The 26,079-nt window shown below is 73.9% G+C and carries 26 protein-coding genes; 11 read left to right on the forward strand and 15 right to left on the reverse strand.

Going from position 1 to position 26,079, the window contains the following annotated elements; genetic code table 11:
• Nucleotides 1-105 precede the first annotated feature (105 nt).
• Genes ACH4SL_RS31175 through ACH4SL_RS31185 form a run of 3 tightly spaced genes read right to left on the reverse strand, consistent with a single transcriptional unit; the run spans nt 106 to nt 3,176 of the window.
• Complete coding sequence (locus ACH4SL_RS31175; protein ID WP_398451742.1) at nt 106-2,310, reverse strand: proton-conducting transporter membrane subunit; 2,205 nt, start codon at nt 2,308-2,310, stop codon at nt 106-108.
• On the reverse strand, nt 2,307-2,792 hold the full coding sequence (locus ACH4SL_RS31180; RefSeq protein WP_398451745.1) for an NADH-quinone oxidoreductase subunit B family protein: 486 nt from the start codon (nt 2,790-2,792) through the stop codon (nt 2,307-2,309). The genes ACH4SL_RS31175 and ACH4SL_RS31180 overlap by 4 nt, the downstream gene beginning before the upstream one ends.
• A 27-nt stretch (nt 2,793-2,819) precedes the next feature.
• Nucleotides 2,820-3,176, reverse strand: coding sequence for an ArsR/SmtB family transcription factor (locus tag ACH4SL_RS31185; protein ID WP_398451749.1), 357 nt, complete (start codon nt 3,174-3,176; stop codon nt 2,820-2,822).
• 327 nt (nt 3,177-3,503) lie between these two features.
• Here ACH4SL_RS31185 and ACH4SL_RS31190 point away from each other — a divergent pair, with 327 nt between their 5' ends.
• Nucleotides 3,504-3,698, forward strand: coding sequence for a DUF6126 family protein (locus ACH4SL_RS31190; RefSeq protein ID WP_398451753.1), 195 nt, complete (start codon nt 3,504-3,506; stop codon nt 3,696-3,698).
• A gap of 93 nt (nt 3,699-3,791) precedes the next feature.
• Here the strand turns inward: ACH4SL_RS31190 and ACH4SL_RS31195 are convergent, their stop codons facing one another.
• The gene (locus ACH4SL_RS31195; protein ID WP_398451756.1) at nt 3,792-4,697 is read right to left on the reverse strand and encodes an LAETG motif-containing sortase-dependent surface protein; all 906 of its coding nucleotides are present in this window, start codon (nt 4,695-4,697) and stop codon (nt 3,792-3,794) included.
• 271 nt (nt 4,698-4,968) lie between these two features.
• A complete protein-coding gene (locus ACH4SL_RS31200) occupies nt 4,969-6,492 on the reverse strand; it encodes a hypothetical protein (protein ID WP_398451758.1) in 1,524 nt (507 codons plus the stop codon).
• A 264-nt stretch (nt 6,493-6,756) separates the two neighbouring features.
• On the opposite strand from ACH4SL_RS31200, the gene ACH4SL_RS31205 reads away from it, so the two are divergent.
• Entirely contained in the window at nt 6,757-8,148 is a 1,392-nt protein-coding gene (locus ACH4SL_RS31205) for a GDSL-type esterase/lipase family protein (RefSeq protein WP_398451760.1), read from the forward strand.
• A gap of 4 nt (nt 8,149-8,152) precedes the next feature.
• Here ACH4SL_RS31205 and ACH4SL_RS31210 read toward each other — a convergent pair whose 3' ends face one another.
• A complete protein-coding gene (locus tag ACH4SL_RS31210) occupies nt 8,153-9,673 on the reverse strand; it encodes an FMN-binding glutamate synthase family protein (protein ID WP_398451763.1) in 1,521 nt (506 codons plus the stop codon).
• Between the two features lie 352 nt (nt 9,674-10,025).
• Entirely contained in the window at nt 10,026-11,840 is a 1,815-nt protein-coding gene (locus ACH4SL_RS31215) for an ABC transporter ATP-binding protein (RefSeq protein ID WP_398451766.1), read from the reverse strand.
• 222 nt (nt 11,841-12,062) lie between these two features.
• On the opposite strand from ACH4SL_RS31215, the gene ACH4SL_RS31220 reads away from it, so the two are divergent.
• The 5 genes from ACH4SL_RS31220 to ACH4SL_RS31240 all read left to right on the forward strand — a co-directional run bounded on the left by ACH4SL_RS31220 (nt 12,063) and on the right by ACH4SL_RS31240 (nt 15,310).
• Nucleotides 12,063-12,905 carry a Gfo/Idh/MocA family oxidoreductase gene (locus ACH4SL_RS31220; protein ID WP_398451769.1) on the forward strand — a complete coding sequence of 281 codons (843 nt, stop codon included), beginning with the start codon at nt 12,063-12,065 and terminating at the stop codon, nt 12,903-12,905.
• Between the two features lie 361 nt (nt 12,906-13,266).
• Entirely contained in the window at nt 13,267-13,734 is a 468-nt protein-coding gene (locus ACH4SL_RS31225) for a hypothetical protein (RefSeq protein ID WP_398451772.1), read from the forward strand.
• 300 nt (nt 13,735-14,034) lie between these two features.
• Nucleotides 14,035-14,310: a hypothetical protein gene (locus ACH4SL_RS31230; protein WP_398451774.1), complete on the forward strand. Its 276-nt coding sequence runs from the start codon at nt 14,035-14,037 to the stop codon at nt 14,308-14,310.
• 224 nt (nt 14,311-14,534) lie between these two features.
• Nucleotides 14,535-14,813: a hypothetical protein gene (locus ACH4SL_RS31235; protein ID WP_398451776.1), complete on the forward strand. Its 279-nt coding sequence runs from the start codon at nt 14,535-14,537 to the stop codon at nt 14,811-14,813.
• A 149-nt stretch (nt 14,814-14,962) separates the two neighbouring features.
• Nucleotides 14,963-15,310, forward strand: coding sequence for a hypothetical protein (locus ACH4SL_RS31240; protein WP_398451780.1), 348 nt, complete (start codon nt 14,963-14,965; stop codon nt 15,308-15,310).
• A gap of 108 nt (nt 15,311-15,418) precedes the next feature.
• On the opposite strand, the gene ACH4SL_RS31245 is transcribed toward ACH4SL_RS31240, so the two are convergent.
• Together ACH4SL_RS31245 and ACH4SL_RS31250 are read right to left on the reverse strand one after the other, a co-directional pair.
• Nucleotides 15,419-16,276, reverse strand: a complete 858-nt coding sequence (locus tag ACH4SL_RS31245) for an alpha/beta fold hydrolase (RefSeq protein ID WP_398451782.1) — start codon at nt 16,274-16,276, stop codon at nt 15,419-15,421.
• A 232-nt stretch (nt 16,277-16,508) separates the two neighbouring features.
• Nucleotides 16,509-17,471, reverse strand: a complete 963-nt coding sequence (locus ACH4SL_RS31250; protein ID WP_398451784.1) for a zinc-binding dehydrogenase — start codon at nt 17,469-17,471, stop codon at nt 16,509-16,511.
• Between the two features lie 141 nt (nt 17,472-17,612).
• Between ACH4SL_RS31250 and ACH4SL_RS31255 the strand changes: the two genes are divergently transcribed.
• Nucleotides 17,613-18,236 (forward strand): TetR/AcrR family transcriptional regulator, encoded by a 624-nt coding sequence (locus ACH4SL_RS31255; protein WP_398451787.1) that lies wholly within the window; start codon nt 17,613-17,615, stop codon nt 18,234-18,236.
• Nucleotides 18,237-18,258: 22 nt separating this feature from the next.
• Here the strand turns inward: ACH4SL_RS31255 and ACH4SL_RS31260 are convergent, their stop codons facing one another.
• Nucleotides 18,259-18,465 (reverse strand): hypothetical protein, encoded by a 207-nt coding sequence (locus tag ACH4SL_RS31260; protein WP_398451789.1) that lies wholly within the window; start codon nt 18,463-18,465, stop codon nt 18,259-18,261.
• A gap of 167 nt (nt 18,466-18,632) precedes the next feature.
• Here ACH4SL_RS31260 and ACH4SL_RS31265 point away from each other — a divergent pair, with 167 nt between their 5' ends.
• The gene (locus ACH4SL_RS31265) at nt 18,633-19,421 is read left to right on the forward strand and encodes an SDR family NAD(P)-dependent oxidoreductase (protein WP_398451792.1); all 789 of its coding nucleotides are present in this window, start codon (nt 18,633-18,635) and stop codon (nt 19,419-19,421) included.
• 22 nt (nt 19,422-19,443) lie between these two features.
• Here the strand turns inward: ACH4SL_RS31265 and ACH4SL_RS31270 are convergent, their stop codons facing one another.
• Together ACH4SL_RS31270 and ACH4SL_RS31275 are read right to left on the reverse strand one after the other, a co-directional pair.
• Nucleotides 19,444-20,439, reverse strand: coding sequence for an MBL fold metallo-hydrolase (locus tag ACH4SL_RS31270; protein WP_398451795.1), 996 nt, complete (start codon nt 20,437-20,439; stop codon nt 19,444-19,446).
• An 83-nt stretch (nt 20,440-20,522) separates the two neighbouring features.
• Nucleotides 20,523-21,464 carry a serine hydrolase gene (locus ACH4SL_RS31275; protein WP_398451797.1) on the reverse strand — a complete coding sequence of 314 codons (942 nt, stop codon included), beginning with the start codon at nt 21,462-21,464 and terminating at the stop codon, nt 20,523-20,525.
• Nucleotides 21,465-21,522: 58 nt separating this feature from the next.
• Between ACH4SL_RS31275 and ACH4SL_RS31280 the strand changes: the two genes are divergently transcribed.
• Together ACH4SL_RS31280 and ACH4SL_RS31285 are read left to right on the forward strand one after the other, a co-directional pair.
• A complete protein-coding gene (locus ACH4SL_RS31280; RefSeq protein WP_398451800.1) occupies nt 21,523-22,527 on the forward strand; it encodes a LysR substrate-binding domain-containing protein in 1,005 nt (334 codons plus the stop codon).
• On the forward strand, nt 22,524-23,735 hold the full coding sequence (locus tag ACH4SL_RS31285) for a TerD family protein (protein WP_398451802.1): 1,212 nt from the start codon (nt 22,524-22,526) through the stop codon (nt 23,733-23,735). Before ACH4SL_RS31280 ends, ACH4SL_RS31285 begins: the two co-directional genes overlap by 4 nt.
• Before the next feature lie 13 nt (nt 23,736-23,748).
• Here ACH4SL_RS31285 and ACH4SL_RS31290 read toward each other — a convergent pair whose 3' ends face one another.
• The 3 genes from ACH4SL_RS31290 to ACH4SL_RS31300 all read right to left on the reverse strand — a co-directional run bounded on the left by ACH4SL_RS31290 (nt 23,749) and on the right by ACH4SL_RS31300 (nt 26,062).
• Nucleotides 23,749-24,264 carry a hypothetical protein gene (locus ACH4SL_RS31290; protein ID WP_398451804.1) on the reverse strand — a complete coding sequence of 172 codons (516 nt, stop codon included), beginning with the start codon at nt 24,262-24,264 and terminating at the stop codon, nt 23,749-23,751.
• 143 nt (nt 24,265-24,407) lie between these two features.
• On the reverse strand, nt 24,408-25,298 hold the full coding sequence (locus ACH4SL_RS31295; RefSeq protein ID WP_398451806.1) for a hypothetical protein: 891 nt from the start codon (nt 25,296-25,298) through the stop codon (nt 24,408-24,410).
• Nucleotides 25,299-25,444: 146 nt separating this feature from the next.
• Entirely contained in the window at nt 25,445-26,062 is a 618-nt protein-coding gene (locus tag ACH4SL_RS31300) for a histidine phosphatase family protein (protein ID WP_398451808.1), read from the reverse strand.
• Nucleotides 26,063-26,079 lie beyond the last annotated feature (17 nt).

The raw sequence follows: 26,079 nt of genomic DNA on the forward strand, positions 1-26,079 counted from the left end.
GTGCGGCTGTGGGCACATCGGCGTTCGCGTGGCGCGGGGCCGCGGGTCCCCATGGGGCGGCGCCCGGCGCGCTCGCCGGGGGTGCAGCCTCGTGTGCCAGCGCGTTCACCACCCCACCACCAGGACCGTCAGTACCGTGACCAGTCCGAACAGGCCGTAGCCCAGGTACAGGTGGACGCTGCCGCCGGCGAGGCGGCGGGCGCGCAGGCCCAGGGTGGAGAGGGCGGCCAGGACCGGGTGGTAGAGGCGGTGCTCGATACGGTCGGGGACGCGGCGCTGGAAGCGGATGCGCTCGACGAGGTAGCCGGACTCGCGCAGCGGTGTGACGTCCACGTCCTGCTCGGGCGCGAGGACGTCGTCGAAGACGCGCTGCAACGGCTCGGCGAAGGACGTCGCCGTGTACGCCATGCGCGGCGTCGGCGCGCCCCCGCCGCAGTCCCACAGCCGCGCGTCCCTGCGCCGCCGGTGACGGGCGGGCAACCGCGCCAGCCCCGCGACCGCGGCGACCCCCGCGACCAGGGCGAGCGCCACCCACAGCGGGTGGAGGGCGGCCGAGGCGCGGCCGAGCCGCACGTCCAGCCCCGACCCCGTCGCGGGCGAGGCGCCGCCGAGGCCCGCCGCCGCGGCGGCGCGGGCCAGCGCGCCGCCGAGCGTGCCGGGGACGAGCGCGAGGGCCGCGCAGCACGCCGCCGCCAGGCCCATCCCGGCGAGCATCGAGGGCGGGCTCTCCACCGCCCGGGCCGCGCTCTCGCCGCGCGGGCGCGCGAAGAAGCCCACGCCCAGCGCCTTCACGAACACCGCGGCGGCCAGCCCCGCGGACAGCGCGATCACCGCGACGGCCACCGGCAGCGCGACGGCCGCCGCCGTCCCCGGCACCGCGAGGCCCTGCACGAGCGCCTGGAGCAGCAGCCACTCGCTGATGAAGCCGTTGCCGGGCGGCAGCGCCACCGCGCCCAGCGCCGCGACCGCGAACAGCCCCGCGGTGACGGGCATGCGGGCCCGCAGCCCGCCGAGCCGGTCCAGGTCGCGCAGCCCCGTGGCCCGCAGCACCGAACCGGCCGCGCAGAACAGCAGCGCCTTGAACGCCGCGTGGTTGACCACGTGCAGCAGCGCCGCCGCCAGCGCGAGCGCGGCCAGCGGTTCGTCGCCCGCCGCGCGGAAGAGCCCGGCGGCGCCGACGCCGATCGCGACCAGGCCCATGTTCTCCGACGTCGAGTACGCCAGCTGCCGCTTGAGGTCGGAGGCCATCGCGGCCTGGAGGATCCCGTACAGCGCCGACAGCGCGCCTGTCGCCCCCAGCAGCAGCCACCACCACGCGGGGCCGCCGCCGAGCAGGTCGAAGCCGACCCGCAGCAGGCCGTAGACGCCGAGGTTGACCATCGCCGCGCTCATCAGCGCGGAGACGTGGCTGGGCGCCTCCGGGTGCGCCCGCGGCAGCCACGCGTGCAGCGGAGCGAGGCCCGCCTTGGACGTGAAGGCCGCCGCCGTCGTGACGAACACCGTGCCCCGTACGGCCGCCGGCACCCCGCCCGCGCCCGCCCGCAGCGCCGCGAACGACTCGCCCCCCGCCCGCGCGGCGAACAGCGCGAGCCCGGCCAGCAGCAGCACCAGCCCGAGATGCGTCATCACCGCGTACCAGAGCCCCGCGGACCGTACGGAGGGCCGCTCGCGGTGCTCGGCGAGCACCAGCAGCAGCGACGCGAGCGCCATCAGCTCCCACAGGAGCAGGAAGGTGGAGACGGACGCGGCGGCGGGCACGAGCAGCATCGCGCCCGCGAACAGCGGAAGCACCGCCTGGAATCCGCGCGACCGCACCCCGTGCGCGGTGCCGCCGTCGTGCGCGGTGCCGCCGCCGTGCGTGCCGTGCCGCCCGGCGTCCCCGTGCGAGGCGTCGTCGTGCGCGGCGCCGCTCCGGGGTGTGGCACCGTCCTCACGCTCGTTGCCAGCGTGCGCGCTGCCTCCGGCCGTGCCGCGCCGCCCGGCGTCCCCGTGCGCCCCGCCCGGCGACGCGTACCCCACCCCGTACACCGCGACCGCCACCGTCACCGCGCCGGTCACCGCCATGAACAGGCCCGACAGCGGGTCCACCGCGAGGCGTACGCCCGCGAGCGGCAGCAGGCCCGGCAGCCAGAGGGCGTACCGCCCGCCGCTGAGGGCGGACGCGCCCGCGACCACGCCCGCGGCGCCGAGGCCCGCCGTGCACAGGCCCACGGCGAGGGGGCGGGTCCGGGCGGAGGTGAGCGCGCCGGCCAGGGCGCCCGCGGCGGCGAGGCCGCAGGCGACCGCGAGCGCGGGACCGATCGCGTTCACCGGCCGGTCAGGCCGCGCAGGGCGGCCACGATCGCGGCCGGTTCCGGCGGGCAGCCGGGTACGCGGACGTCCACCGGTACGACGTCGGCGACCGCGCCCCGCACCCCGTACCCGCCGGCGAACTCGCCGCAGTCCAGGGCGCAGTCGCCCACGGCGACCACGAGGGCGGGCTGCGGCATCGCCGCGACCGTGCGGCGCAGCGGCTCGGCCATGTTGCGCGTCACCGGGCCGGTGACGAGTGCGGCGTCCGCGTGCCGGGGCGAGGCCACCAGCCGCGCGCCGTACCGCTCCGCGTCGTACACCGGCCCGAACGCGTTGCCGATCTCGATCTCGCAGCCGTTGCACGAGCCCGCGTCGACGCACCGCACCTGCACCGAGCCGCCCAGGTCGCGGACGGCCGGCCGCGGGTCCGGCTCAGGCCGCGGTGGCGCGTCCTCGGCCACCCGCCCCGTCCCGCGGATCTTGCGCAACAGGCCGCCCATCCCCACTCCTCACGCTCGCACCGCGGGCTACGTCACCCCGGGCCCGCCGCCCTCGGCCGAGGCCGCCCGCAGGTCCGCGAGCAGCTCGGCCTGGCCGGCCAGGACGCCGGACAGGATCGTGCGGGCGACGCGCAGCAGCTCCGCGACGTGCGGGCTGGTGAGCGAGTAGTGGACGTTCGAGCCCTCCTTGCGGGTCACGACGAGGTTGGCCCGCCGCAGCACCGCGAGCTGCTGGGAGAGGTGGGACGGCTCGATGCCGACCTCGGCCAGCATCTCCGCGACCGAGTGCTCCCGCTCGCTCAGCAGCTCCAGCACCCGGATACGCACCGGGTGCCCGAGCGTTTTGAAGAACTCCGCCTTCAGCTGGTAAAGGGGCGCGCTCATCGCCTCGCCCTCCCGCCGGCCTCGGCCGTCCGCACCGGCGGCCGGCCGCGCCGGCCCGCCCGTCGTTGTCCCGTGCACGCAGATCCAGTCACCATGACGCCATCCTCGCGCCCCATGGCGGGAGTGATGACATCACGAATTGCCATTTTCTGCAATTCCTCATGACGGCAACTCGCTGCCTCCCGGTTCACCCGCCGGGGTGACCCCGGCCGTGCCTCACTCCGCCACCGAGGCGCCCATCTGCACAGTTGCGCATTTCGTCAATTGATCAGATGATGCAAGAGCCTGCGTGCGTCCGTACGCAGTGCCCCCGGACGGAAGCCCGCCATGCCCGACGCCCCTTCCCCCGAGCCCCACGAGGCCCCCGGGGAGAGCCCGCTGCCACGGGACCCCGGCGCGGGCAGCGAGACGTACAAGGCCCGCGGTGTCGCTCTGCGCGTCTTCGTGTACGTCGTCGCCGGGCACGCCTTCGCCGCCTTCCTGTGGCTGCTCTTCTACGTGGGCGCGCACTCGCACAAGTAGCCCCGGCCCCGCCGGTCGGCGGGGACGGGCACGGCCGCCCGGTCCGGGTTTTCCGGGTCGGGCGGCCGTGTGTGGTGCGGTGTTCTGCAGTGCTTAGCTGTGGTTGCCGGTGCGGCGGCGGCGGGTGAAGTAGACGGCTGCGCCGCCGGCGACGAGGAGTGCTGCGGCTCCTGCGATCAGGGCGGTGTTCTGGTTGCTGTTGCTGCCGGTCTCGGCGAGGTTGCCGGTGCCGGTGGCGGGGCTGGTGGCCGGCGGCACGGACGGGGTGCCGGTGGGGGCGGCGGTGTCACTCACGCTGGGCGCGGGGGCGCCGGTGCTCTGCGTGGGCGAGGGGCTGTCGGTCGTCGGTGTCGCGGAGGGGCTCTCGGTCGTCGGTGTCGGGGACGGGCTGTCCTCGGACGGGGTCGGCGACGGGCTGTCCTGCGAAGGGGTCGGCGAGGGGGAGGTCTGGCACTCGTGGCCGCCGTTCCACGCGGTGATCAGGTTGGTGGGGGTGGGGGAGTCGTTGTAGTGCGGGAGGGGGCCGTGGCCGGGGCCGGTGCCGCCGTCGTACTGGGTGCCGTTGCCGTAGAGGTCGACCTGTCCGAAGCAGTCCGGGGCGTGCGCGCTGACGTCGAGCGTCGCGGACTTGTGCTTGCGGTCGAGGGTGACGCTGTCCCAGCCGAGGAAGTCCTGGTGGCCGGAGTTCTCCCACGCGGGGCCTTCGGCGCTGTAGGAGGCCAGCGACACGGTGTAGGAGCAGTTCGTGTCCGGCGTCGAGGTCAGCTTCACGGTGATCTTCGACGGCGGGGTGTCCCCGTTGATCCGCCCCTCGGTCGTCCAGCGTCCGCCGTCGACCTTGTAGGTGATGCCGAGCGGCCCGCAGTCGCTGTGACCACCACCGTTGTTGCCGCCGTTGTGGCCGCCGCCGTTGGCGGAGGCGGTGCCGATCCCGCCGACGGTCAGGGCGATCGTCGCTCCGGCGACAGCGGCAACGGCTCGTCTGGATATCGCGTGCACTGTGAGGATGCTCCCTGAATGCTGGTCGGGCAGCCAGGTGCAGGCAGACAGGGGCCCCTACTCGACACACGAGGGCGAGAGACGTACCCGATGGCCTGCGAGGCGTCTCGCCGCCGAAAGTCTTGTGATCTGTGGCCAGTTGGCCCAGGCGGCCGATTATGCCCCGCAAACCCGCTTTCTGTACAGTCGTAAAAGTCTGCTTTGCGCACCATAAGCATTAATGCGGCGGATGACCGGGGCGCCGCCTCAATCGCCCGTAATATACGGCCCGTCAACAAGCCGCGAGCAGCGCGGCCATGGCGTCCGGCGGCAGGGCCGGATTGGCCGCCGCTGTCCGGGCCACGTACGGGTCCGGGTCCGCGACCAGCTCTGCGACGACCTCCGGCGGAAGGGCGGGGTGCTCGGCAGCGAAGGGCCGGGCACGGTCGTCCGCCAGGCAGACGAGCAGCGCGCGTTCGCGCGCGGCGGGGTGCCGGGCGACCTCGCGGAGCGCCCGGCGGGCGGCGGGGACGGCCCGGCGGGCGATCTCGTCGAGCACCGCCGCGGTCGCGTCCGGGTTGGTCGCCGCCTTGGCGAGGACGCGGACGTGGTGACGGCCGATCATGTCGAGCAGCCGCGCCTCGGAGAGCCCGGGGTGCGGGGCGACGGCCTTGGCCACGCGCGCGTCGCGGTCGCCGGCCAGCCGGTCGCGCAGTTCGGGCGGCAGGTCGCGCCGGTGTGCCACGAGCATGCGGGCGGCCGGGTCCGCGGAGGTGGCCAGCGCCTCCGTCTCGGCCGCGGTGCACGCGGCGATCCGGGGCAGCAGGGTGGTGCCGACCCGGAAGCGCCCGGCCAGCCCCACGAGGACGTCGAGCGGTATCCGGGGGTTGCGCGCGGCGCTCTGCCGCACCGCCGGATCCGGGGCGCCCGCCGACGTACGGATCAGGTCCGCGCCGAGCGCGGGGTTCGCGGCGAGGTCGGAGCGGACGCCCGGCAGCGGGTCGCGGGCCAGCCGGGCGCAGGCGTCCGGCGGCAGGTCGGGGCGGCCGGCGAGGGCCTGGCGCAGCAGTCCGGAGGGGTGGCCGGCGAAGCGGGCGGCGGCTTCGGCGGGGGTGGCGGGGTTGCGCAGGGCCGCCTCGTAGGTGCGGTGGAGGGTGTACTGGTGGGAGCCGTCGCAGGCGGCGCCGCCCGGCAGGTCGCAGTCGGCGTCCTGGCAGTCCGGGTCGTGGACGAAGGGGATCTCCTCGCGGTCGCAGACCGGGCACTGCCGGGCCGCGGGCAGGCCCTCCCCGGTCAGCAGCGCGGCGAGCGCGGCCGGCGGCGTCGCCTCGTTGTACGCCGCCGCGTGGCGCACCTCGGCGTGCGGGTGCGCGGCGAGCCCACCGGCCACCTCGGGGAGGTCGGTCCACAGGGCCAGCTCGGAGACGACCTCCACGTCCGGATCCGCCGCGAGCACCGCCACCGCGTCGGAGGGCAGGCCGGGGCATGCCGCGAGCTTCTCCCGCCGCCCGCGGTCCGGGTCCCGGGCCAGTACCCGCGCCCACGCCGGATCCCCCGCGCCCTCGTCGAGCAGCGCGATCGCGGCGTCCGGCCACCGGGCGGGGTCGACGTCGGCGGCCGTGAGCCGCCCCTGGTGGGCGAGCGTCACCGCGCTCTCCTCGACCCGCCCGGCCAGCGCGACCGCCTGCGCGCGGCTGAGGTCCGCGCGGTGGGCCAGCTCCGTGGCGATGTCGTCGTCCGCGACGCGGACCAGCCGGTCGACGAACTCGCCCGGCAGCACGGGATTCCCGGCGAGTCCGGCCCAGAGGTGCTGCATCCCTCCATCCTCCCCGCGCGCCGGCCGGGAGGCCCGCGGTTTTCCACCGCCGCCGCGCGGAGCAGTGACAGGAGCATGACCGAAAAGGGGGGAGTACGCTCATGGAAGCTGCTTCGTGCGCCTTCGTCCCGTTTGCGGCCGCAGGTCCGGGCGGTGGCACGCGGCGTCCGGCGCTGGTTGGGCGGCCCGGACCCGGGCAGGAGCGCGGGAACGCAAGAGAACGGAAGTCACCCGCGTCGGTGGCGCGACGGAGGTGACTGGGGCGTGCGAGTCAGCGGCAGCGCCGGGAAGTGGCTGCGCCGGGCCCGCCGGGTGCTGGTGGCCGCCGTGGCGCTCGCGGTCCTCAGCGGGGTGTCGATCTGGCTCGCCGTCCAGCTCACCCCGATGCAGTCGGTGTCGGCGGCCGGGCAGACGGTGTCGGTCGGCGCGGTGCAGCCGGGCCGGAGCATGTCGGGGCCGGGGGAGCTGGAGCTGTTCGGCGAGGCCATCACCACCCGGCCGCATTTCGAGGGGCCCATCCGGCCGCTGCTCAAGCTCACCCACATCAGCCTCGGCTCGCAGGTCGGCGACACCGGCGCGCTGCTGCCCGACCTCAGCCGGCAGCTGACCTCGGGGTGGGTGCGGTACTGCCTGTGGGAGTCCCTGATCGCGGCCGGGTGCGCCGCCGTCATCGCGGTCGCCGTCGCGGGGGTCCGCCGGGCGACGCGGCGGGCCATGCTGGCGATGGTCGCGGCCGCGGTGGTGTCCGTGTGCGCGGTCAACGCCGTGGGCATCTACCTGCTGGCGTCCGGCACCCCCCGCGTGCTGCGGCAGATCCACTCGCTGGACGACCTCGTGGGCCGTACGCCCGCGCAGCCGGTGCCCCCCGCCAAGGGGCCCGCGCTGAAGGACGTCAACGCCGTCGTGCTCGGCGACTCCACCGCCGCGGGCATCGGCAACCCGCTGGTCGAGCACCCGACGGACGCGGACCGCACGTGCGGCCGCAGCGCCGACTCCTTCGCCGCCGACCTCGCCTCCGCCAACGGCTGGAACGTCCTCAACCTGGCCTGCCAGGGCGCCACCGTCACCGACGGCGTCCTCGGTGTGCAGACCCGCGGCGACGACGTCGTCCCGCCCCAGCTGGCCGTCGCCCAGCGGGCCACCAGCGCCTCCACCGTCATCGTCAGCATCGGCGCCAACGACATGAACTGGTCCGCGCTGACCGCGCTGTGCGCGAAGTCACCGGTCTGCGACGACAAGGCGTCCACCGCGTACTTCACCGAGCGCCTCGCCGCCTTCACCCAGAACTACCTCGACCTGCTCCAGCAGCTCGCGGCCCTCCCGCACCACCCGCAGGTCCTGATCAACGAGTACTACGACCCCTTCGGGCCCGACACGAAGTGCCTGGAGAAGGAGGGCCTCACGCCGGAGAAGGTCCAGGTCCTGGACTCCCGCCTCGCCGACATCAACGACGTCCTGGAGAGCGGCGCCCGCACCCTGCACTTCACCAGCGTGCGCCCCGACTTCTCCGGCCACACCCTGTGCACCGAGCAGCCCTTCGTCCAGGACTCGACCGGCAAGGCCCCGCTGCACCCCACGGCGGGCGGTGAGCTGGCGATCGCGCTCGCCGACCAGCAGGCCCTGACCACCCTCCAGCGCGCGACCCCGACGCCCTGAGCCGTCAGGCCTGCTCGCGCATCACCGCGGCGATCCCGGCGGCGAGGTCCGGGCCCAGCTCGCCCCAGCCGTCCTTGTAGCCGTAGACGCCCGCCAGGGTGCGGGCGTCGTAGTCGCCGTTCATGATCTCGATGTCGGTGGGGGAGATCAGGCCCGGGTGCGCGACCCCGAGGGCTCCCGAGATCTTCGTCAGCTCCTTGCGCAGGGTGCGCAGGTACGCGGCCGCGCGGTCCGCCTTCGAGACGGGGTCGACGCCGCGCGACAGCCACGGGTTCTGGGTGGCGATGCCGGTGGGGCAGCGGTCCGTGTGGCACTTCTGCGACTGGATGCAGCCGATCGACAGCATCGCCTCGCGCGCCACGTTGACCATGTCGGCGCCGAGCGCGAAGGCCACCGCGGCGTTCTCCGGCAGGCCGAGCTTGCCGGAGCCGATGAAGGTCAGCCGGTCGGTCAGGCCCTGCTCGGCGAAGGTGCCGTAGACCCGGGAGAAGCCCATCCGGAAGGGCAGCGACACCGAGTCGGTGAAGGTCAGCGGCGCCGCGCCGGTGCCGCCCTCGCCGCCGTCGACCGTCACGAAGTCGACCCCGCGGTCGCCGCGCGCCATGAGCGCGGCCAGCTCCTGCCAGAAGTCCCGCTCGCCCACCGCGCTCTTGATCCCGACCGGCAGGCCCGTCTCGGCGGCGACCAGCTCGACGAAGTCGAGCATCGAGTCGACGTCGCCGAAGGCGGTGTGCCGCGAGGGCGAGGCGCAGTCCTTGCCGACCGGGATGCCGCGGATCTCCGCGATCTCCGGCGTCACCTTGGCGCCCGGCAGCATCCCGCCGAGCCCCGGCTTGGCGCCCTGCGAGAGCTTGATCTCGATCGCCCTGACCGGGCCGGAGGCGACCACGTCCTTGAGCCGGGCGAGGTCGAAGCGGCCGTCCGCGTCACGGCAGCCGAAGTAGGCCGTACCGATCTGGAGCACCAGGTCGCCGCCGCCGCGGTGGTGCGGCGAGAGGCCGCCCTCGCCGGTGTTGTGCATCGCGCCCGCGAGCGCCGCGCCCTTGTTGAGCGCCGTGACCGCGGCGCCGGACAGCGACCCGAAGCTCATCGCCGATATGTTCACCACGCTCGCCGGGCGGAAGGCCCGCGCCCGCCCGCGCGGCCCGCCCAGCACCTTGGCCGAGGGCAGCGGCGCCTGCGGGTCCTGCGTGCCGGGCAGCCCCTCGGCGAACGTGCGCTGCTTGAGGTAGGCGTGCCCCTGCATGTGCTCGACGTCGGCGTCGGTGCCGAACCCGAAGTAGTTGTTCTCGCCCTTCGCCGACGCGTAGACCCAGGTGCGCTGGTCGCGGGTGAAGGGCCGCTCCTCCTCGTTGGAGGTCACGATGTACTGCCGCAGCTCCGGCCCGACCCGCTCCAGCAGATACCGGGCGTGCCCGACCACCGGGTAGTTCCGCAGCAGCGCGTGCTTCTTCTGCATGAGGTCGCGGGCGGCCACCACAGCCAGTGCTGCTGCGGCCGCCGCGCCGGCTGTCCGGACGCGCATGAACGTTCCTCTCCTCGCCGGCCGGCTCCGTCGCCGACCGGGTCCCTGCTCCGACCCTAGGGGACGGCCGTTCGGCCGCTCCGGCGGGCCGGTCTTTTCCCTCCCGGCCGGGAGGGGAATCGAGGAATGGGAGGGAGCGGAGGACAAGGAATTCCCCGTCGACCTGCCCCGCGTCGAAACCGGCAATTCCCTGGTGAACGGCGGGAAGGCCGTCCCGTATCCGGGAATTGGAGCCGTCGACCGGAAATTCCGGAGCGCCGGCGCCGGAAATCCGCGGGAGGTCTGTCGCGGATTATGTCCGGCGCCGGGATCACCGGTGAATCACGGCGCCGGACACGGGGAGAAGCAGACTTCAGGGCAGCGCCCCGGCGCCGTCGAGGAAGCCGCCCGACTGGTGCCGCCACAGCTTCGCGTAGGCGCCGTCGCGGTCCAGCAGCTGCTGGTGGGTGCCCTGCTCGACGATCCGGCCGCGGTCGAGGACGACGAGGCGGTCCATGCCGGCCACCGTGCTCAGCCGGTGCGCCACCACGAGCGCCGTCCGCCCCTCCATGAGCCGCCACAGCGCCTCCTGGACGAGGACCTCGCTCTCCGAGTCCAGCGCGCTGGTCGCCTCGTCCAGCAGCAGGATCGGGGCGTCCCGCAGGATCGCGCGGGCGAGGGCCACCCGCTGGCGCTGCCCGCCGGACAGCTTCACCCCGCGCTCGCCGACCATGGTGCCGAAGCCGTCCGGCAGCGCGTCGGCGAATTCCGTGACGTGCGCGGCCTCGGCGGCGCGGCGGATCTCGGCGTCGGTCGCGTCCGGCCGCGCGAAGGCGATGTTGTCGTGCAGCGTGCGGTGGAACATCGCCGGGTCCTGCGGCACGTACGAGATCAGGCCGCGCAGATCCCGCTGCCCGATCCGACTGATGTCCTGGCCGCCGACGGTGATCCGCCCGCCGTCTATGTCCGTCATCCGCAGCAGCAGCCGGGCCAGCGTCGTCTTCCCGCCGCCCGACCGCCCGACGAGCCCGACCCGTGAGCCGCCGGGCACAGCGAGGTCGAGCTCCTCGAACAGCGGCGCCGCGTTCTCGCGGGGGCCGCCGTGCGTGAAGGTCACCCGCTCGAAGCGGACCTCGGCGCCCCGGTTCGCCGGCGGCTCCGGCTCCGCCGGGTCGAGCACGGTGGGCTTGGTCAGCAGCAGCTCGGTGAACTGCGCGGCCTCCGTCATCGAGCTTTCCAGCCGCCGGTAGATCTGGTTGAACTCGAACATGATCCGGGTGGCGTTGCTGTAGTACGTGAACGCCACCACGACCGCCTCCACCCCGTGCCGCCCGCCGCCGAGCGTGACCGCGAGCAGCAGGCCGAGCGCGTTGGTGAGCACCGACAGCGGCGCGACCACCGTGTCGATGCGCAGGTTGCCGTAATCCCACGACCGCAGCGACAGCCGCCGCGAGTACGCCACGCGCGAGCGGTGCTCGGCTGCCTCGCGCTCCTCGGCGCCGAACGCCCGGACGGTGTCCATGTTCGTCAGGACGTCGGAGACGTGCCCCGACACCCGCGCGATCGCCGCCTCCCGCCGGTCGACGAGCGCCTGCCGGCGGCGGATGAGCGGCGCCACGCACACGGCGGTCAGCACGATGAGCGAGAGCAGGACGACGACGAGCAGCGGCTGGTAGCGCCACAGCACGACGGAGCCGAACAGCAGCGGCACCAGGCTGCCCACCACCGAGAAGGCCACCGTGTCCGCGAACTCCTCGAAGCGGGCGGCGAAACTCAGGACGCGCTTGGTCAGCGCACCGGCGAAGTTGTCGTGGAAGAAGACCGCGTCCTTGGCGAACAGTTCGTCCATGCCCGTGACGTACAGGTGCTCGATGCCGTGCGCGTCAAGGCGGTTGAGGCAGTGCACCCCGATGCGCCAGCACCCCTCGGAGGCCAGCAGCACCCCGGCGAACGCCAGTACGTACGGCACCGCGGGGCCGACGGCGCCGCCCGCGTCCGCGGAGATGTTCCCGACGAGCATCGCCACGACCAGCGGGGCCCCGTAGTTGATCCCGATGTTGCCCACCGCGGGCAGCAGCATCCCCGGCAGCGCCAGCCACCGCAGCCGCACCATCTCCCGTCCGTAGTACCGCAGCGCCAGCCGCACCGATCCGCGCCCCGGCCCGTCACCCGCGTCCGCCGGTTCCATCCCACCCCCGCACGTCGCCGTCCGCCCCGGCCGCGTCCACCGGCCGCCGGAGCCCGGACCGGCAGTCTGCCGACCCCCCTCCGCCGCGGTCCAAGCCTTTTCCCCCCGTCGCGCCCCCACCGAAGGAATCCGGACACGCCGCGAGCGCCGGGCACCCGGTCTGCGACGATGACGGCGGATCCCGCCCGCGCGGCGGAACGCGCTCCGGGAGGACGGAAGGCCATGCGTATCGGCATCGTCGGCACGGAGAGCAGCCATGTCGACCAGTTCGTCGACCATCTCAACGTGCGGGCCGCGGGCGGCGGCGCCCGGGTGGTGGCGTTGAGCGGCGGGGCGTCGGAGCGCAACGAACTGCTGCGCGCCAGGGGCGGGGTGGAGCGGGTCGTCGACGCGCCGGCCGAACTGCTCGGCCTGGTCGACGCGGTGATCGTCGCCGACCGGGACGGCGGCCTGCACCGCGCCCACGCCCTGCCGTTCCTCGAAGCGGGCCTGCCCGTCCTGGTGGACAAGCCGCTCGCCCGCACCGTCGCGGACGCGGAGGCGATCGTCGCGGCGGCCCGCGCGTACGACGCCCCGCTCACCTCGTACTCCGCCCTGCGCCTGCTGCCCGCCACCGACGCCCTCGCGGCCGAGGCGGCGGCCCACGGGGCGGCGCAGGTCGTCGTCGCCTCGGGCCCGGCCGATCCGGACGGCCCGTACGGCGGGGTGTTCTTCTACGGCATCCACCCGGTGGACGTGGCCCTGCGCCTGGCTCCCGGCCCGCTCGGTGACGTCCGCGTGGAGCGCTCCGCCGCGACCGTGACGGCGACGGCCCTCGCGGGCGGCACCCGGGTCGTGGTCAACCTGGTGCTCCCCACCGGGGCGGCGCAGATCCCCTTCCACGCGCTGGTCGTCGCCCGCGAGGGCATCGCCCAGCGCACCCTGACCCTCGACGCGCACTACCTCCTCCCCGCCCTCACCGCCTTCCTCGGCATGGCCCGCACGGGCCGCCCGCCCGTCCCGTACGACGACCTGCTCCGCCCGGTGCGCTTCCTCCAGGAGGTCGCCGCGGCATTGCGCGGCTGAGGGCGTTCACGTCGGCCTCCCGCGCCCCGCGCCGGAAAGGGCTCCCAACTCGCCTCGGACAGCGGGCATTTCCCTATCGGCGGCCGCGCGGGGAAATGCCCGCGGCGGCCGATGCGCGCATCGGCGCCGGGTTCTTTTCCGTCAACTCGGCGCCCCGGTGGATGCCCCAACGAGCGTGCCGCCGAGGGGAAGCGCCGGATCACCTAAACGTGTTGCGCGGCTCATCCGGCTATCCGGCGCGGTTGCACCAGGGCGCGGCTCCGGGTGTTCTGCCTGGCCAATCGCTCTGCCGACTACTGCTAGCATCTGCCCAATCACGGTTGGTAATCAAGCCCCGTGTGTCAATTGAAGGACCAGGCATATGCGTAAGCTCCAGCAGTTGGCAGTCCTCACCATGGCGGTCGGCAGCCTTGCCGCTTTCGGTGCGGGCGTCAGTTTCGCCGACACCACGGGCCAGCAGGTCCCGCAGGGGACGCAGGGGATGCCGGACCAGCAGGCCCCGCAGGACCAGCCGGCCGCGCAGACCCAGGTGAACCAGCAGGCCCCGCAAGGGACGCAGGCTCCGCAGGCCCAGCAGACCCCGCAGGGGACGCAGGTCGCTCCCCAGGTCTCCCCCCAGCTGTCGCCGAACGTCACGATCCCGGAGAACCTCCCCATCCTGCAGGCTCCCCAGGCGCAGCCGCAGGAACAGAACAACCTGTTCCGCCCGTACCAGGAATGCAGCCCGCAGACGGTGCTCCAGGCGAACATCCCGGTCGCTCTTCTGGGTGAATCCACGACCAAGGGTGACACCTGCACCCAGGTCAACAACGCGTTCAACCAGCAGTAGGGCGCAGATGCGGGGCGGGCGCGCGCCGGCCTCGGCGAGATCACCCCTCCGGGGGTTTTCCCGCCCGCGAAATGGGCCGATCAGGTTCTCTTTGAGCGGCTCTTCGCGGGGGGAATACGAGTGGCAAATCCCCTTGTCCCAGGCGGTGTTGGGCGCTCTGCGTCGGCCGAATGGTCCTTTGGGCGCCCTCCGATCGCCCTGCGCGCCACGAGATAGCTCACGCGATCTCCGCCCCTAATCTTCATCGTGCCGCGAGTTGATCATCGCGGTGAGTTCGAACACATCAGACGGAGGAAAGAAATGCGCAAGATCCAGAAGGCTGCCGTCGTGGTCGCCATGCTCGGCACCGTCGGCCTGGTCGGCTCCGGCACCGCCTTCGCCGGGGACCGTGGCGGCGACGCGTTCCAGGTGTCGCAGAGCACGTCCTGCAAGTCGCACGACCTGAACCTCGACGTCCTCGGTGAGGTCGGCGTCCTCAACGGCCTGCTGGGCAACGCCCTGAACGGCGAGGGCAACCCGGGCTCGCAGGCCACGAGCCTCGGCTCGTCCATGGGCTGCAACAACAGCGCTTTCTGAGCCCTGCCGGTCAGTAGCTGAACCAGGGGTGCGGCGGGTTCGTCATCGCGGCCCGCCGCTCTCCTGCGCCTGCCCGATCTGCCGGTGCCTTGCGGTTCAGGACATGGCCGAGCGCACCGCGCACGCGGTACCTGCGTCAGTGTGCCGCTCCGAAGGACCGACGCCCGCGCCGGGCGCCGGGACCGTCGTCAACCGTGTGTAAACGCAATCCCCTGGAGGATGACATGCGCAACATCTACAAGGCGGCCACCGTGGTCGCCATGCTGGGCAGCCTGGGCCTCGTCGGCATCGGCACCGCCTCCGCGTCCGGCATCCCGGGCGGCAGCAGCTTCGGCGTCCGCCAGAGCACCGAGTGTAAGTCGCACGACCTGAACGTCGACGTCCTCGGCGAGGTCGGCCTGCTCAACGGCGCCCTGGGCAACGCGCTCGGCGGCGAGGGCAACCCCGGCGCCCAGGCCAGCAGCCTCGGCTCGGAGATGGGCTGCAGCAACAGCGCCTTCTGAGGGAATCCAGCCAGCTAGGCACCGGACGGGTCCCGGCACCAAGGCCATACCTGGCGGCCTGGGCACCGGGGCCCGTCCTCATGCAGACCGGCCGGAACCGGACGTCGGTCCTGTCCGGATCCGGCAACGACCACGAAGGAACACCGCACATGTTCGATCACAAGAAGAGCGCCGCCCTCGTCTGGCTCGTCGGCGGCTTCTCGCTGGCCTGCGCGGGGGTCGGCCACGCCGTCGCCGCGGCGGCCCCCACCAGCTGCACGTACGACGCCGACGGGAACCAGATCTGCGTCACCAAGTCCGACAGCTCGTACACCAGCGGCGACGGCACGTACCACCTGCAGCAGCACCAGGACTGCACCACCGTGTCGCGTCCGATCATGCGGACCCCGCAGCTCTCGCTGGGGCAGCCGGGGACGACGCAGGTCGGGGCCGTCGTGGGCTGCTCCAACAACGCCCCCGCGCCGCAGGGATTCACCGCACCGGACATCTCACATTAGGCGGGGCGGGCCGAGCCCGGAACGCACGCGAGGACGCGAGGACGCAAGCGCGGATGGCCGGACCCGGATCGTGCTCGGGCCCGGCCATCCGTCGTCCGCCCGGCAGGCTCAGCCCGCGCCCAGCCGCTCGATGTCGTTGAGGTAGGAAAGGCCGGTGAGCGGCCGGCCGGTACAGAATCTGGTGATCAGGTCGCAGAACTCGGGAATCCGCTCGACCGGCGCCAGGTGGTCGGCGTGCTTGACGGTGGTGAAAACAGCCCCCGGAAGCGCGGCGGCGACACCGCGGCCCATGGCGGGTGTGCAGAGGGTGTCGTACTCGCCGGTGCACACCAGGATCGGCACCGCGGGCACCGGCTCGTCCCGATACCAGTCGTGGCGCATCAGCCGGGAATTGTGCTCCACCGACTTGCCGATGTCGTCGTCGGACTGCGCCATGAACTGGCCGTAGAGCAGACGCGAGACCGCCTGGTGCTTGTGGACCAGGCCCGTCCCGGGGGGTGACATGAAGCGCTCGACGAGTTCGGTGGCGATCCCCGCGCGGTCACCGCGCGCGAGCATGTCCTCCCACCGCGGCACCGCGGCGGAGTAGTCCTCGGGGATGACCAGTGTCATCCCGACCAGACCCAGCTTCGTCACGCGGTCCGGATACTGCTGCACGTGGCGCAGGGCGATGGCGCCGCCGAAGCAGCTGCCGATGACATTGGCCTGCTGTACGGACAACTCCTGCATCAGGTGGTGCACGCAGGCGGACAGGAAGTCCAGACCGTAGCTGGCGGGCAGCGGATCGGCGTCACCGTAACCGGGCAAATCCACCGTGATGATCGTACTGGACTCGGCCAGCAGCCGCTCGTGCCGCAGCCACGCGTAGCGGTTCTGCGACGAGCCGCCCAGCAGCACCAGCGGATCCGTCGAAGAGCCGCCCTGGCGCACGATCCGGCAGTGGTACGCAAACCCCTCGAAGACCAATGTCCTTTCCTCCACCTGCCCTTGGGCGGGAGACCTCGGATCGGGTCGGGGGACCGGCACGACCGTGGCCGGTGCTGGGCTGATGTCAGAGCGCATGAAGTCTCCGAGCGCGCGAAGAAGGGGGGAACCAAACGCCATGATCCACCCTTTACAGCGAATGGACCCCAAGACCCCTCAAGATGGGCGTGTCGGGCCCGCGTTCCTCCACGGCCGGGGTCCCGGGGCCACGCGGTCACGGCGTCAGGACGAGCCTGCCGAACACCGTGCCCGCGTCCATCGCGCGGTGCGCCGCCGCTGCCCGGTCCAGCGGGAGCACGCCGTGGACGACGGGGAGCAGCGCCCCGCGTACGGCGTCGGCGAAGTGGGCGGAGCGTACGGCCCGCCGGTCGGCGGCCGGGACGCTGTCGGAGCTGAAGGTCGCGAAGGACAGCGACTTGCGGAAGGCGCCCATCAGCCGGGTGCCGAAGTCCGCGGGCGGCGGGCCGCCGACCACGCCGACACAGACGAACCGCCCGCCCGGGTCCAGCCGGTCCAGGAAGAGGGGCAGCCCGGAACCGCCCACGACGTCGATCACCACGTCGTAGCCCGCCGGTGCGTCCGGACCGCCCTCGCCCGAGCGGTCCAGGACATGGGTGGCGCCCAACTCCCGCAGCCGGGCGCCGCGCTCCGCCGACGAGGCGGTGACCGCCACCGCCGCGGCGCCGCCCCGGGCCGCGAGCTGGACGGCCAGGACGCCGATCCCGCCCGCCGCTCCGCGTACGAGCACCCGCTCGCCGGGCGCGAAAGGCGCACGGCACAGGGCGAAGTGGGCGACCACGCCGCAACTGCCCAGCGTGACTGCGTCGGCAGCGGTCAGCCCGGCGGGCAGCGGGAGGATGTCCTCGACGGAGGCGACGGCGTGCTCGGCGTACCCGCCCGACAGGCCGGTGAACGCCCACACCCGCCGTCCCGTCCACGAGGCGTCGACGCCCTCTCCCACCGCGGTGACGCTCCCCGCGACCTCGCTGCCCAGGAGGTGGCCCGCCCGGAAGCCGTAGCCGGCGAGCGTGCCCCGGCGGATGACGGCGTCCACACCTCCCACCCCGATCGCCTCCGTGGCGATCCGCACCTGCCCCGGACCGGGCACGGGCACGGGGAGGTCGACCACCTCCATGCCCGCGGGGTCCCCGAACGTACCGACGACGACGGCTCTCACTGGTGCCTGCGCTCCTTGCTCGGACGGATGAGCTGCGGTGCCGGCCCCGAAGCGCGCGCTGACGTACCGCTGTCGTGCCGCTGCCGGACCGCTGTCGGAACGTAACGGGCGGGTGCGTCCGGCTGGCTAAAGTGAGAGGGCATGACAGCCCATGTGTCCCACATGCCGCGCTCGGACGCCCGGGACAACCGCGCCCGCATCCTGGCCGCCGCACGTACGGTGTTCGCCGAAGCGGGGCTGGGCGCGCCCGTGCGGGAGGTCGCCCGGCACGCGGAGGTCGGCCCCGCCACGCTCTACCGGCACTTCCCGACCAAGCGGGAGCTGATCCTGGAGGCCTTCGCCGACCAGCGGCGGGTCTGCCAGGCCGTCGTCCACGACGCCCTCGCCGATCCGGACCCGTGGCGCGGATTCCGCAGCGTGATCGTGCGGATCTGCGAACTCCACGCCCGCAACCGCGGATTCGCCGACGCCTTCATGGCGGCCTACCCCGAGGCCATGGACTTCGCCGCGGACCGGGAGCGAACCCTGCGCGCCGTCGGCGAGTTGACCCGCCGCGCACAGCAAACGGGCTCGCTCCGGCCCGACTTCGTCCTCGACGACCTGATCCTGATGCTCATGGCGCACCGCGGCGCCCAGGACGCACCGGCCGCCGTCCGCCTCGCGGCCTCCCGCCGCTTCGCCGCCTACGTGATCGAGGCCTTCCGCGCCCCACCCCCCGAGGCTGCGCCCGCGGCGCTCCCGCGGGCCCCGCGGCTCGGGGGGTGACGCTCCCGCCGTGGGGGGGGGGTCAGCAGCCGGAGCCGGTGCCGGGGTACGAGCCCCACATCCAGTTGCAGCTCGTGGGGTTGCAGCTGTCGGCGTTGCACTCGAAGGCCACGGTCTTCGCGTTCGCCTCGGCGTGTGACGCCCCGACGTAGGTGAAGGCGCCGAGACCGAGGGCTCCTGCCAGGGCCAGTGCGCCGAACCGGGAGGTGATGAATGTCCTTAATGTCATGAACGGCATTTTATCCAGGCGCTGTTGGGGATGAACAGGGTCGCGTCCGCCGAATCGCGCCGGGTGCGACGCGCTGCCGCCCGCGCCCGCGGGGGCGGGCGCGACCGCCGGCCGGCGCGGCGGCGTCCTGTTGCGGGGCCTCGGCGGCGCGGGAAAGCTGTCGGACTATGGACGCACCGCGTGGGACGCTGCACGGCAGGACCGCCCTCGTGACCGGGGCGAGCAAGGGCATCGGGCTGGCCGTCGCCACCGCCCTGGCGGGGGCCGGCGCACGGGTGGTCGCCGGGTCGCGCACCCGTACGCCCGAACTGGACGCGCTGGTCGACGCGGGCGGGGTGACCTGGGTGGAGGCCGACCTCGGCAGGCCGCAGGACGCCGTACGGCTCGTCGAGGCGGCGGGCGACGAGGTGTACGCGCTGGTCAACAACGTGGGGGTGGCGCCGGTCCGCACCGGGGGCTTCCTGTCCGTGACGGACGAGGAGTGGCAGCACTCGCTCGACCTCAACCTGCTGAGCGCCGTACGCGTCACCCGCGCGGTGCTGCCCGCGATGCTGCGGGCCGGGGACGGCGCCGTCGTCACCGTGGCGTCCGTCAACGCGCGGCTCCCCGACCCGCTGGTCATCGACTACAGCGCGGGCAAGGCCGCGCTCGCCGCCTTCTGCAAGGCGCTCTCCAAGGAGGTCGGCCCGCGCGGCGTCCGGGTCAACACGGTGAGCCCGGGACCGGTGGAGACCGACCTGTGGCTGGGGAAGAGCGGTGTCGCGGCCACCGTCTCGCAGGGCTCCGGCCACTCGCCCGACGACATCGTCGCCGAGGCCGCCGCGGGCATCCCCACCGGCCGCTTCACCCACCCGGCGGAGGTCGCGGCCCTCGTCCTTTATCTCCTCGGCGACCAGGCGCGCAACGTCAACGGAAGCGACCTCACGATCGACGGCGGCTTCGTCCCCACCTGGTGACCTCCGGCCGCCGCGGTAGCCGTCAGCCGAAGCTGTACGGCGTCAGGTACTCGGGCACCACCACGCCGGAGCGGGGGGCGGTCGCGTGCACCTGGCCGAGGAAGGCGCTCCAGTCGACCGCCGGATCGCGCCGCGGGGGCTCGGACAGGGGAGTCTCGAAGTTGTCCCAGTGGACGGGGACGACGACGCGCGGGCTCCCCAGCGCCGTGAGCAGCCGCGGGACGTAGTCGCGGGTCGAGGTGCTGGTCGGCGGGGCGATCATCGCCACGTCGGGGCGCAGCCCGGCCGTGTCGCGCTCGCTGAAGTCGCTGGCGCCCATGAGGAACGCGGAGGGGCCGCCGTCGAAGCCCACGTGGAAGGCGAGGGTGTCACCCTCCGGGAGGTCCGCGATCGTCGCGGGGCGCGGCGGGACCGCGGCGCCGTGCAGGGTGCCGGGGGCGAAGTAGCCGTGGGCGGCGTTCCTGCTGTGGCGGGCGGAGACGACCCGCACCGCGTAGCCGCCGAAGTCGAGCACCTCGCCGCCCTTGACGACGACGATCCGGGCCGGGTCGACGCCGTACGCCCTGAGCAGGTGGTACGTCGTCTCCGTGCCGACGATCTGCGCGGCCGTCGTGGCCGCGACGAAGGGGACGTCGTTGAAGTGGTCCCAGTGGCTGTGGGTGACCAGGACCAGCTCCGGACGCCCGATGTGCTCGGTGACCAGCGCCTCGTTCGTGGTCAGCGGTGTGGCCGCGTCGAACGGCTTGGTGAACAGCCCCGTGGGGAAGCGGGTCAGGTACGGGTCGACCAGCAGGGTGCGTGCGCCGGCGTCGATACGCCAGCCGCTCGTGCCGAACCAGCGGAAGGTGACACCGTCCGCGGTGGCGTCCGCGGTGGTGTTCGCGGTGGCTTTTCCGGGCCCGGCGGCCGACGCGGGGGCGCCCGCCGCGACCGTCCCCGCACCCGCCGCCACCGCTCCCGCGGCGGCTCCCTTGAGCAGCCGCCGCCGGGGGAATCCTGGAATTCTCGTCGCGCTCATGGGAGGAGCACAGCACCGGGCGCCGCGCCGTGTCCAAGACCGATCACCTTCCGCGGTGATATCCGGGACGGTATCGTGCCTGGTCAGGCGGCTGCCGCGGCCCTGAGACCCTCCACCGCGACCCGCGCCGCGACGCCGATCGCGCGGTCGACCGCCCCCAGGACGGGGTCGAGCCCCGCCGTCTCGGCGAAGACCGCGACGGCGTAGCGCCCGCCGTCCGGGTAGTGCACGACGCCGGCCTCGATGTGGTGCCCCGGCAGCGTCCCGGTCTTCGCCGCGACCCGTACGCCGTCCGGGAAACCGGACGCGAGGCGGTGCCGGAAGGCCTGGCGGGACATCAGCTCCCGCACCCACGCGCACGCGGCCGCGGGTCCCGCCCGGTCCTGCCAGATCAGCCGCAGCAAGGTGGTGACGTCGCGGGCCGTGCCGGAGGTCGTACGCGCCGGGTCCAGCGCCGCGAAGCCGCGGACCCGGCGCGGCTCCAGGCCCGGGTACAGCTCGGCGAACTCCGCCGCGTCCCCGGCGCCCGCGTCCTCGAACATCGACTCCAGGTGCTCGCGCGGGCCGCCCAGCACGCGGGTGCGGTCCAGGCCGAGTTCGGCGGCGAGCAGCCGTACGGTGTCCAGGCCGACGCGGCGCAGCAGCGCGTCGGCCGCGGTGTTGTCGCTCACCGACATCGCGAAGTACGCGAGGTCCCGCAGCGACATCGTGACGTCGTCCGCGCACCCGGCGACGCCCCAGCCGCCGAGCCGGTCGGCCGCGGTGAGCACGATGCGCTCCCGCGGGTCGATCTGCCCGGCGCAGGCCTGCCGGGCGAATTCGAGCACCAGCAGGATCTTGGCCACCGAGGCCAGGACGACCTGCTCGTCGGCGGCCACCGCGATCTCCCGGCCGCCGCGCACGTCGACGGCGTGCAGCCGGACGCTCGCCCCGGCCCCGGCGAGCACGCGGACGACGCGCTCCTGGACCGTCTCCCGTGCCCCGCCTGTCCCCCGGGCGTCGGCGCCCTCCCCGCCCGTGTCCATTCCCCGCACCCCCGGATCCGTTCACCATTCCCCTCGGATGATCACATAAGCTCGCAGGGTGGACCTCCTCCGCCACCTGCGCCTTTTCGTCGTCGTCGCCGAGGAACTGCACTTCAGCCGCGCCGCCGACCTCATCGGCATGGCCCAGCCGCCGCTCAGCCAGTCCATCCGCCGGCTGGAGGCGCACCTGGGCGCGGAGCTCTTCGACCGCTCACGCCGCCACGTACGCCTCACGCCCGCGGGCGAACTGCTGCTGGCGGAGTCCCGCACGCTGCTCGCGGCCGAGCAGCACCTGCGGACGGCGATGGCCGGCGCGAAGGAGCCGGACACCCTGCGCGTGGGCGTACCGCCGCAGACGTCGGCGGCCGCGCTGCACGCCCTCCTCACCGCCTGCGCCCGGGAGCTGCCCGGCGTGCTCGTCGAGCCCCAGGAGCAGGCGGGGGCGGAGCAGTTGCGGCTGCTGCGGTCCGGCGAGCTGGACGTGGGCCTGCTCCACCACCCGCTGACGGCCGCGGACGACCTGGTCGCGGGCCCGGCGGCCGAGACCGACTGGGGGGTCGTCCTGCACCGCGCCTCGGCGCCCGCCCGGCGCCCGGAGGTCGGCCTCGCCGAGCTGTCCGGCCACGACCTCGTCATCTTCCCGCGCGCGGCGGCCCCCGGCTGGTACGACGAGATCCTCGCCGCCTGCCGCGCCGCCGGATTCACCCCGGCGGCGGTCCGGCACGCGGGGACCCCCGAGTTCGTCCTCGGGATGGTCGCCTCGGGGCACGGGGTCGCCTTCGACGACGGCCGCACCGCGGCCAAGGAGCCCCGCACCGCGTGGCGGCCGCTGACCGGCCGCCCGCTGCGGCTGCGGACGTCCGCGGTCTGGCCGCGCCGCTCGGGGCACCCCGCCGCGCCCGCCTTCGCCCGCACCGCCGCGCGCGCCCTCACCGGCAGCGGGGCGGCCGGCCCGCCCCGCCGGGCGGCACCGGACGGGGCCGGGGGGCCGCGGCCCTGGTCGGTGGTCTTCGACGGCGACCGCCACACAGCCACGGACACAACGCAGGAGAAGCGCTCATGATCACCAACCTTCCCAAAGGCGGCAACACGGCCCTGCCCGCGGCGGCCTGCCGGGTCACCCTCACCTCACCCACCACGGGCATCGACGTCTCCGCCGTGCTGCTCGGCCAGGACGGCAAGGTGCGAAGCGACGACGACCTCGTCTTCTACAACCACCCCGCGCAGGACGGTGTCGTGCTCGACAAGCAGACCGTCGCCGTCGACCTGGCCGCCGTCCCCGCGTCCGTCCACACCGTCGCGATCGTCGCCAGCATCGATCCCGAGCTGCCGACGACCGGCTTCGACGCGCACAGCACCCCGCGCGCACTGGTCGAGTGCGGTCCGGCGCGGGTGGGCTTCACCCCGCCGCCGCTCGTCCGCCGGGAGACCGTCGCGGTCCTGATCGAGCTGTACCGGCGCTCGGGCGACTGGAAGGCGAGGGCGGTGGGGCAGGGCTGGGACACCGGACTTGCCGGTCTGGCCGCGGACTTCGGCATCGTCGTGGACGACCCGGGCCCGTCCACCGCCCCGGAGCCACCTCCGGCGGCCGGTGGGCGGCCGTCCGTGCCGGAGCCACCTCCGGCGGCCGGTGGGCGGCCGTCCGTGCCGCTCGGCAAGATCTCCCTCGCGAAGTCCGGCCACGCGACGATCGACCTGCGCAAGGACGACACCGACCTCGTGGTGACGGCCGCTCTGGAGTGGGACGGCGGCAGCGCGGCCCGTAGGAAGGACGGCGCCGACCTCGACCTGTACGCCCTGTACGTCCCGGCAAGCCATGTCACACCGCAGGGCAAGCGCCCGAGCAAGTCGAAGGAGGCCGTCTACTACCGCCGGCTCGGCTCGCTCACCGCCGCTCCGTACATCGCCCTGGACGGCGACTCGAAGGTTCCCGGCCGCGAGACCGTCACCATCAGCCGCCCCGACCTCCAGGGCTACGTCCTGCTGTGCGCCTACAGCGCGGTGGAGAACGGCCCCGGCTCGTTCAAGTCCTACGGAGCGCGCGCGGTCGTCACCGACGGGCGCGGCTCCACCGTGACCGTACCGCTGTTCAGCAACCGCCACCTCTCCTACTGGGTCGCCATCGCCCTGATCGACTTCACCGTCCCCGGCGGTGCCACGATCCGCCACGTCGAGAAGTACAGCGGCAACCACGTCGAGGCCCGTCCCACCCTGTATTCCGACGGGACCTTCCGCATGGGCAACGGGAAGGTCGAGTTCAAGTCCCGGTAGCCGCCGCGCCGGCTCAGTCGTCGGCGGCGACGAGGAGGGTGACGCGGGCGGCCGCGCGGTCGACGAGGACGAATTCGTGGAATTCGCCGTGGACGCCGCCCCAGTCGTGGAAGTGCTCGTTGCCGAGTGCGCGCAGGTGGTGGACGGAGTCGGCCGCGGTGAGCGGGGCGAAGACGTCGCGGTGCAGGTCGGCGCTGAGTTCGGCGGGGATTCCCGGGCCGAGCCAGGCGCGGAGGATCTGTGCGCCGCGTTCCCCGGTGAGGGGTTCGTAGGCGTCGGGGGTGACCGAGGCGAGCCGGTAGGGGCCGTGGCGGGTGCCCTCGGGGTCGACGCCGCCTCCCGCGTAGTCGTCGCGGTACTGCTCGTGGGCGACGACGGCGGCGAGCAGCTCCCGGTCCGACGCGGGGCCGGCGGGCGGGCGGAGGTACTTGGCGTCGACCCAGCGGAATCCGTGGCCCATCGGGGCCGGGAAGGCGTAGTGGCGGAAATTGAGGAAGATGCTGCCTTCGTGGGTGAGTTCCGTGCCCATGGCGGGGGAGTGTAGTAGGGGATGAGAAAGGCCACCGGCGCAATACCCGGGGCCTTTCCGAGGAGCGGACGGCGACACCGGATCCGTCGACGGGGTACGAGCCGGGCCGCGCACGGGACCTTCGGCCGCGCGGGCGCGGTGGTCTACCGGCCGCTCCCGGGCCCGGCACCAGCACCCGCGGGCCGCTCCCGCGCCGCCGGCAGCGTGCCTTCCGAGACCTGCCAGCCCGCGGGGACCGCGGCCCGCGCGGCGTCCAGGAAGGCGGCCGCCCGCTCCGCCTTGCCCGCGCCCTCGAAGAAGAAGCTCGTGAAGTCCGGCTCCCGCAGGGCCGTGTCCGCACCGCCGTGCGCCGCGGCGAGCTCCGGCAGCGTACGGTCCAGCAGCGGCCGCTGCTCCGCCGGTACGTCCGCCCCGTGGCGTACGGCGACCGCCCGCGCCCCGCGTACGTCCATGGCGACGGCGGCGGTCAGCGCCCGCGCGCTGAACAGCGGGGTACGGAACTCCCACGGACGCGGCTCGGGAGCGGGGAAGCCGTGCGCCGCCAGCTCCTGGAGGACCTGCCGGCGCCGGTGGTCGCTCCTGCGCCCGCCGTCGTCGCCCAGGGACGGCAGCGCCATCAGCAGCGGGCCACGGGCGAGATCCTGCCGCTGCACCTTCGTCAGGAACCGCCCCAGCGGCGGCTCCTGCCCGCGCAGCACCAGCCGCAGCTGGTAGACGGGGCCGGAGTTCGGCATGCCGGAGCCGCGCTCGGTGTAGACCAGGCCGGCGACCTGGGACCACGCCACCCGCCTGCGCCACGGCACCCGCAGCACGGTGATCCCCTCGCCGTCGAACCGCAGCCGCACCAGGAAGCGCATCTGGAGCCAGTGGAAGACCACCACCACCGCGATGACCCCGAACGCACCCAGCCCGCGCGGCTGCGCGCGTATGCCGAAGACCACCGCCCCGTACAGGACGACGAAAAAGGCCAGGTCCACCCCGAGCGCGCGGGAGTGCTCCTCGATCAGCGGGCTGAGCCGCACGGTTGTGGCCATACCCCCACGCTACGGACGCCCCCGCGCCGCGGCCCCGGCTGTGACGGAGCGGTGCCGCGGCCGTGACGAACCTGCCGCGCTCGCGTCCCGCCCCGGACCGTCCGATTCCCGCCTGCGGCACGCGGCTCGGCAGGGCTGATGACCGGCTACGAGGACCCGCCCGCCAGGTCGGAGGGCGTCAGCCGGTCGATCCGCCCGGACGCCCCCACCCGGTAGACCACATCGGAAGGATGGTCGAGCTTCAGCGCCTCGTCGCAGCCCAACCCGGCCAGGTTCTTCAGCAGCATCCGGCCGACCATCTCGTGCGAAACCAGCAGCGGCCTGCGGACCCCCTCCCGGGCGATCCCGGCCAGCACCCGGCCTGCTCGCGCGTCCGCGTCGGCATAGCTCTCCCCGCCAGGAAAGCGGTAGGAGTACGTGTCGCCTGCCCGGGCCGAAATCTCCCCCGGCCACCTGGCCTCGACCTCAGCGGCGGTGAGGCCGGACCATGCGCCGTGATCGACCTCGCTGAGATCGTCAAGCACCCGCACCGGCAGGCCCAGCGCAGTCGCGAACACCCGCGCCGACGCGCCGGCCCGCCCCAGCGGGCTGGCGAAAAGCGCGTCGACCGGCTCATGCCGCAGCAACTCCGCGTTGCGGCGCACCTGGCGCACCCCCTGCGCGGTCAGCGGCGAATCCAGCCGCCCCTGCCGCCGCCCCTGCAGGTTCCACTCGGTCTGTCCATGCCGAGCCAGATGGACGACCTCGAATCCGAAAGCTGTCACAGAGCCAAGGTTCTATC

Origin of the sequence: Streptomyces sp. NPDC021020 (assembly GCF_044333285.1) — a bacterium.
In the GTDB taxonomy this organism is placed as follows: domain Bacteria; phylum Actinomycetota; class Actinomycetes; order Streptomycetales; family Streptomycetaceae; genus Actinacidiphila.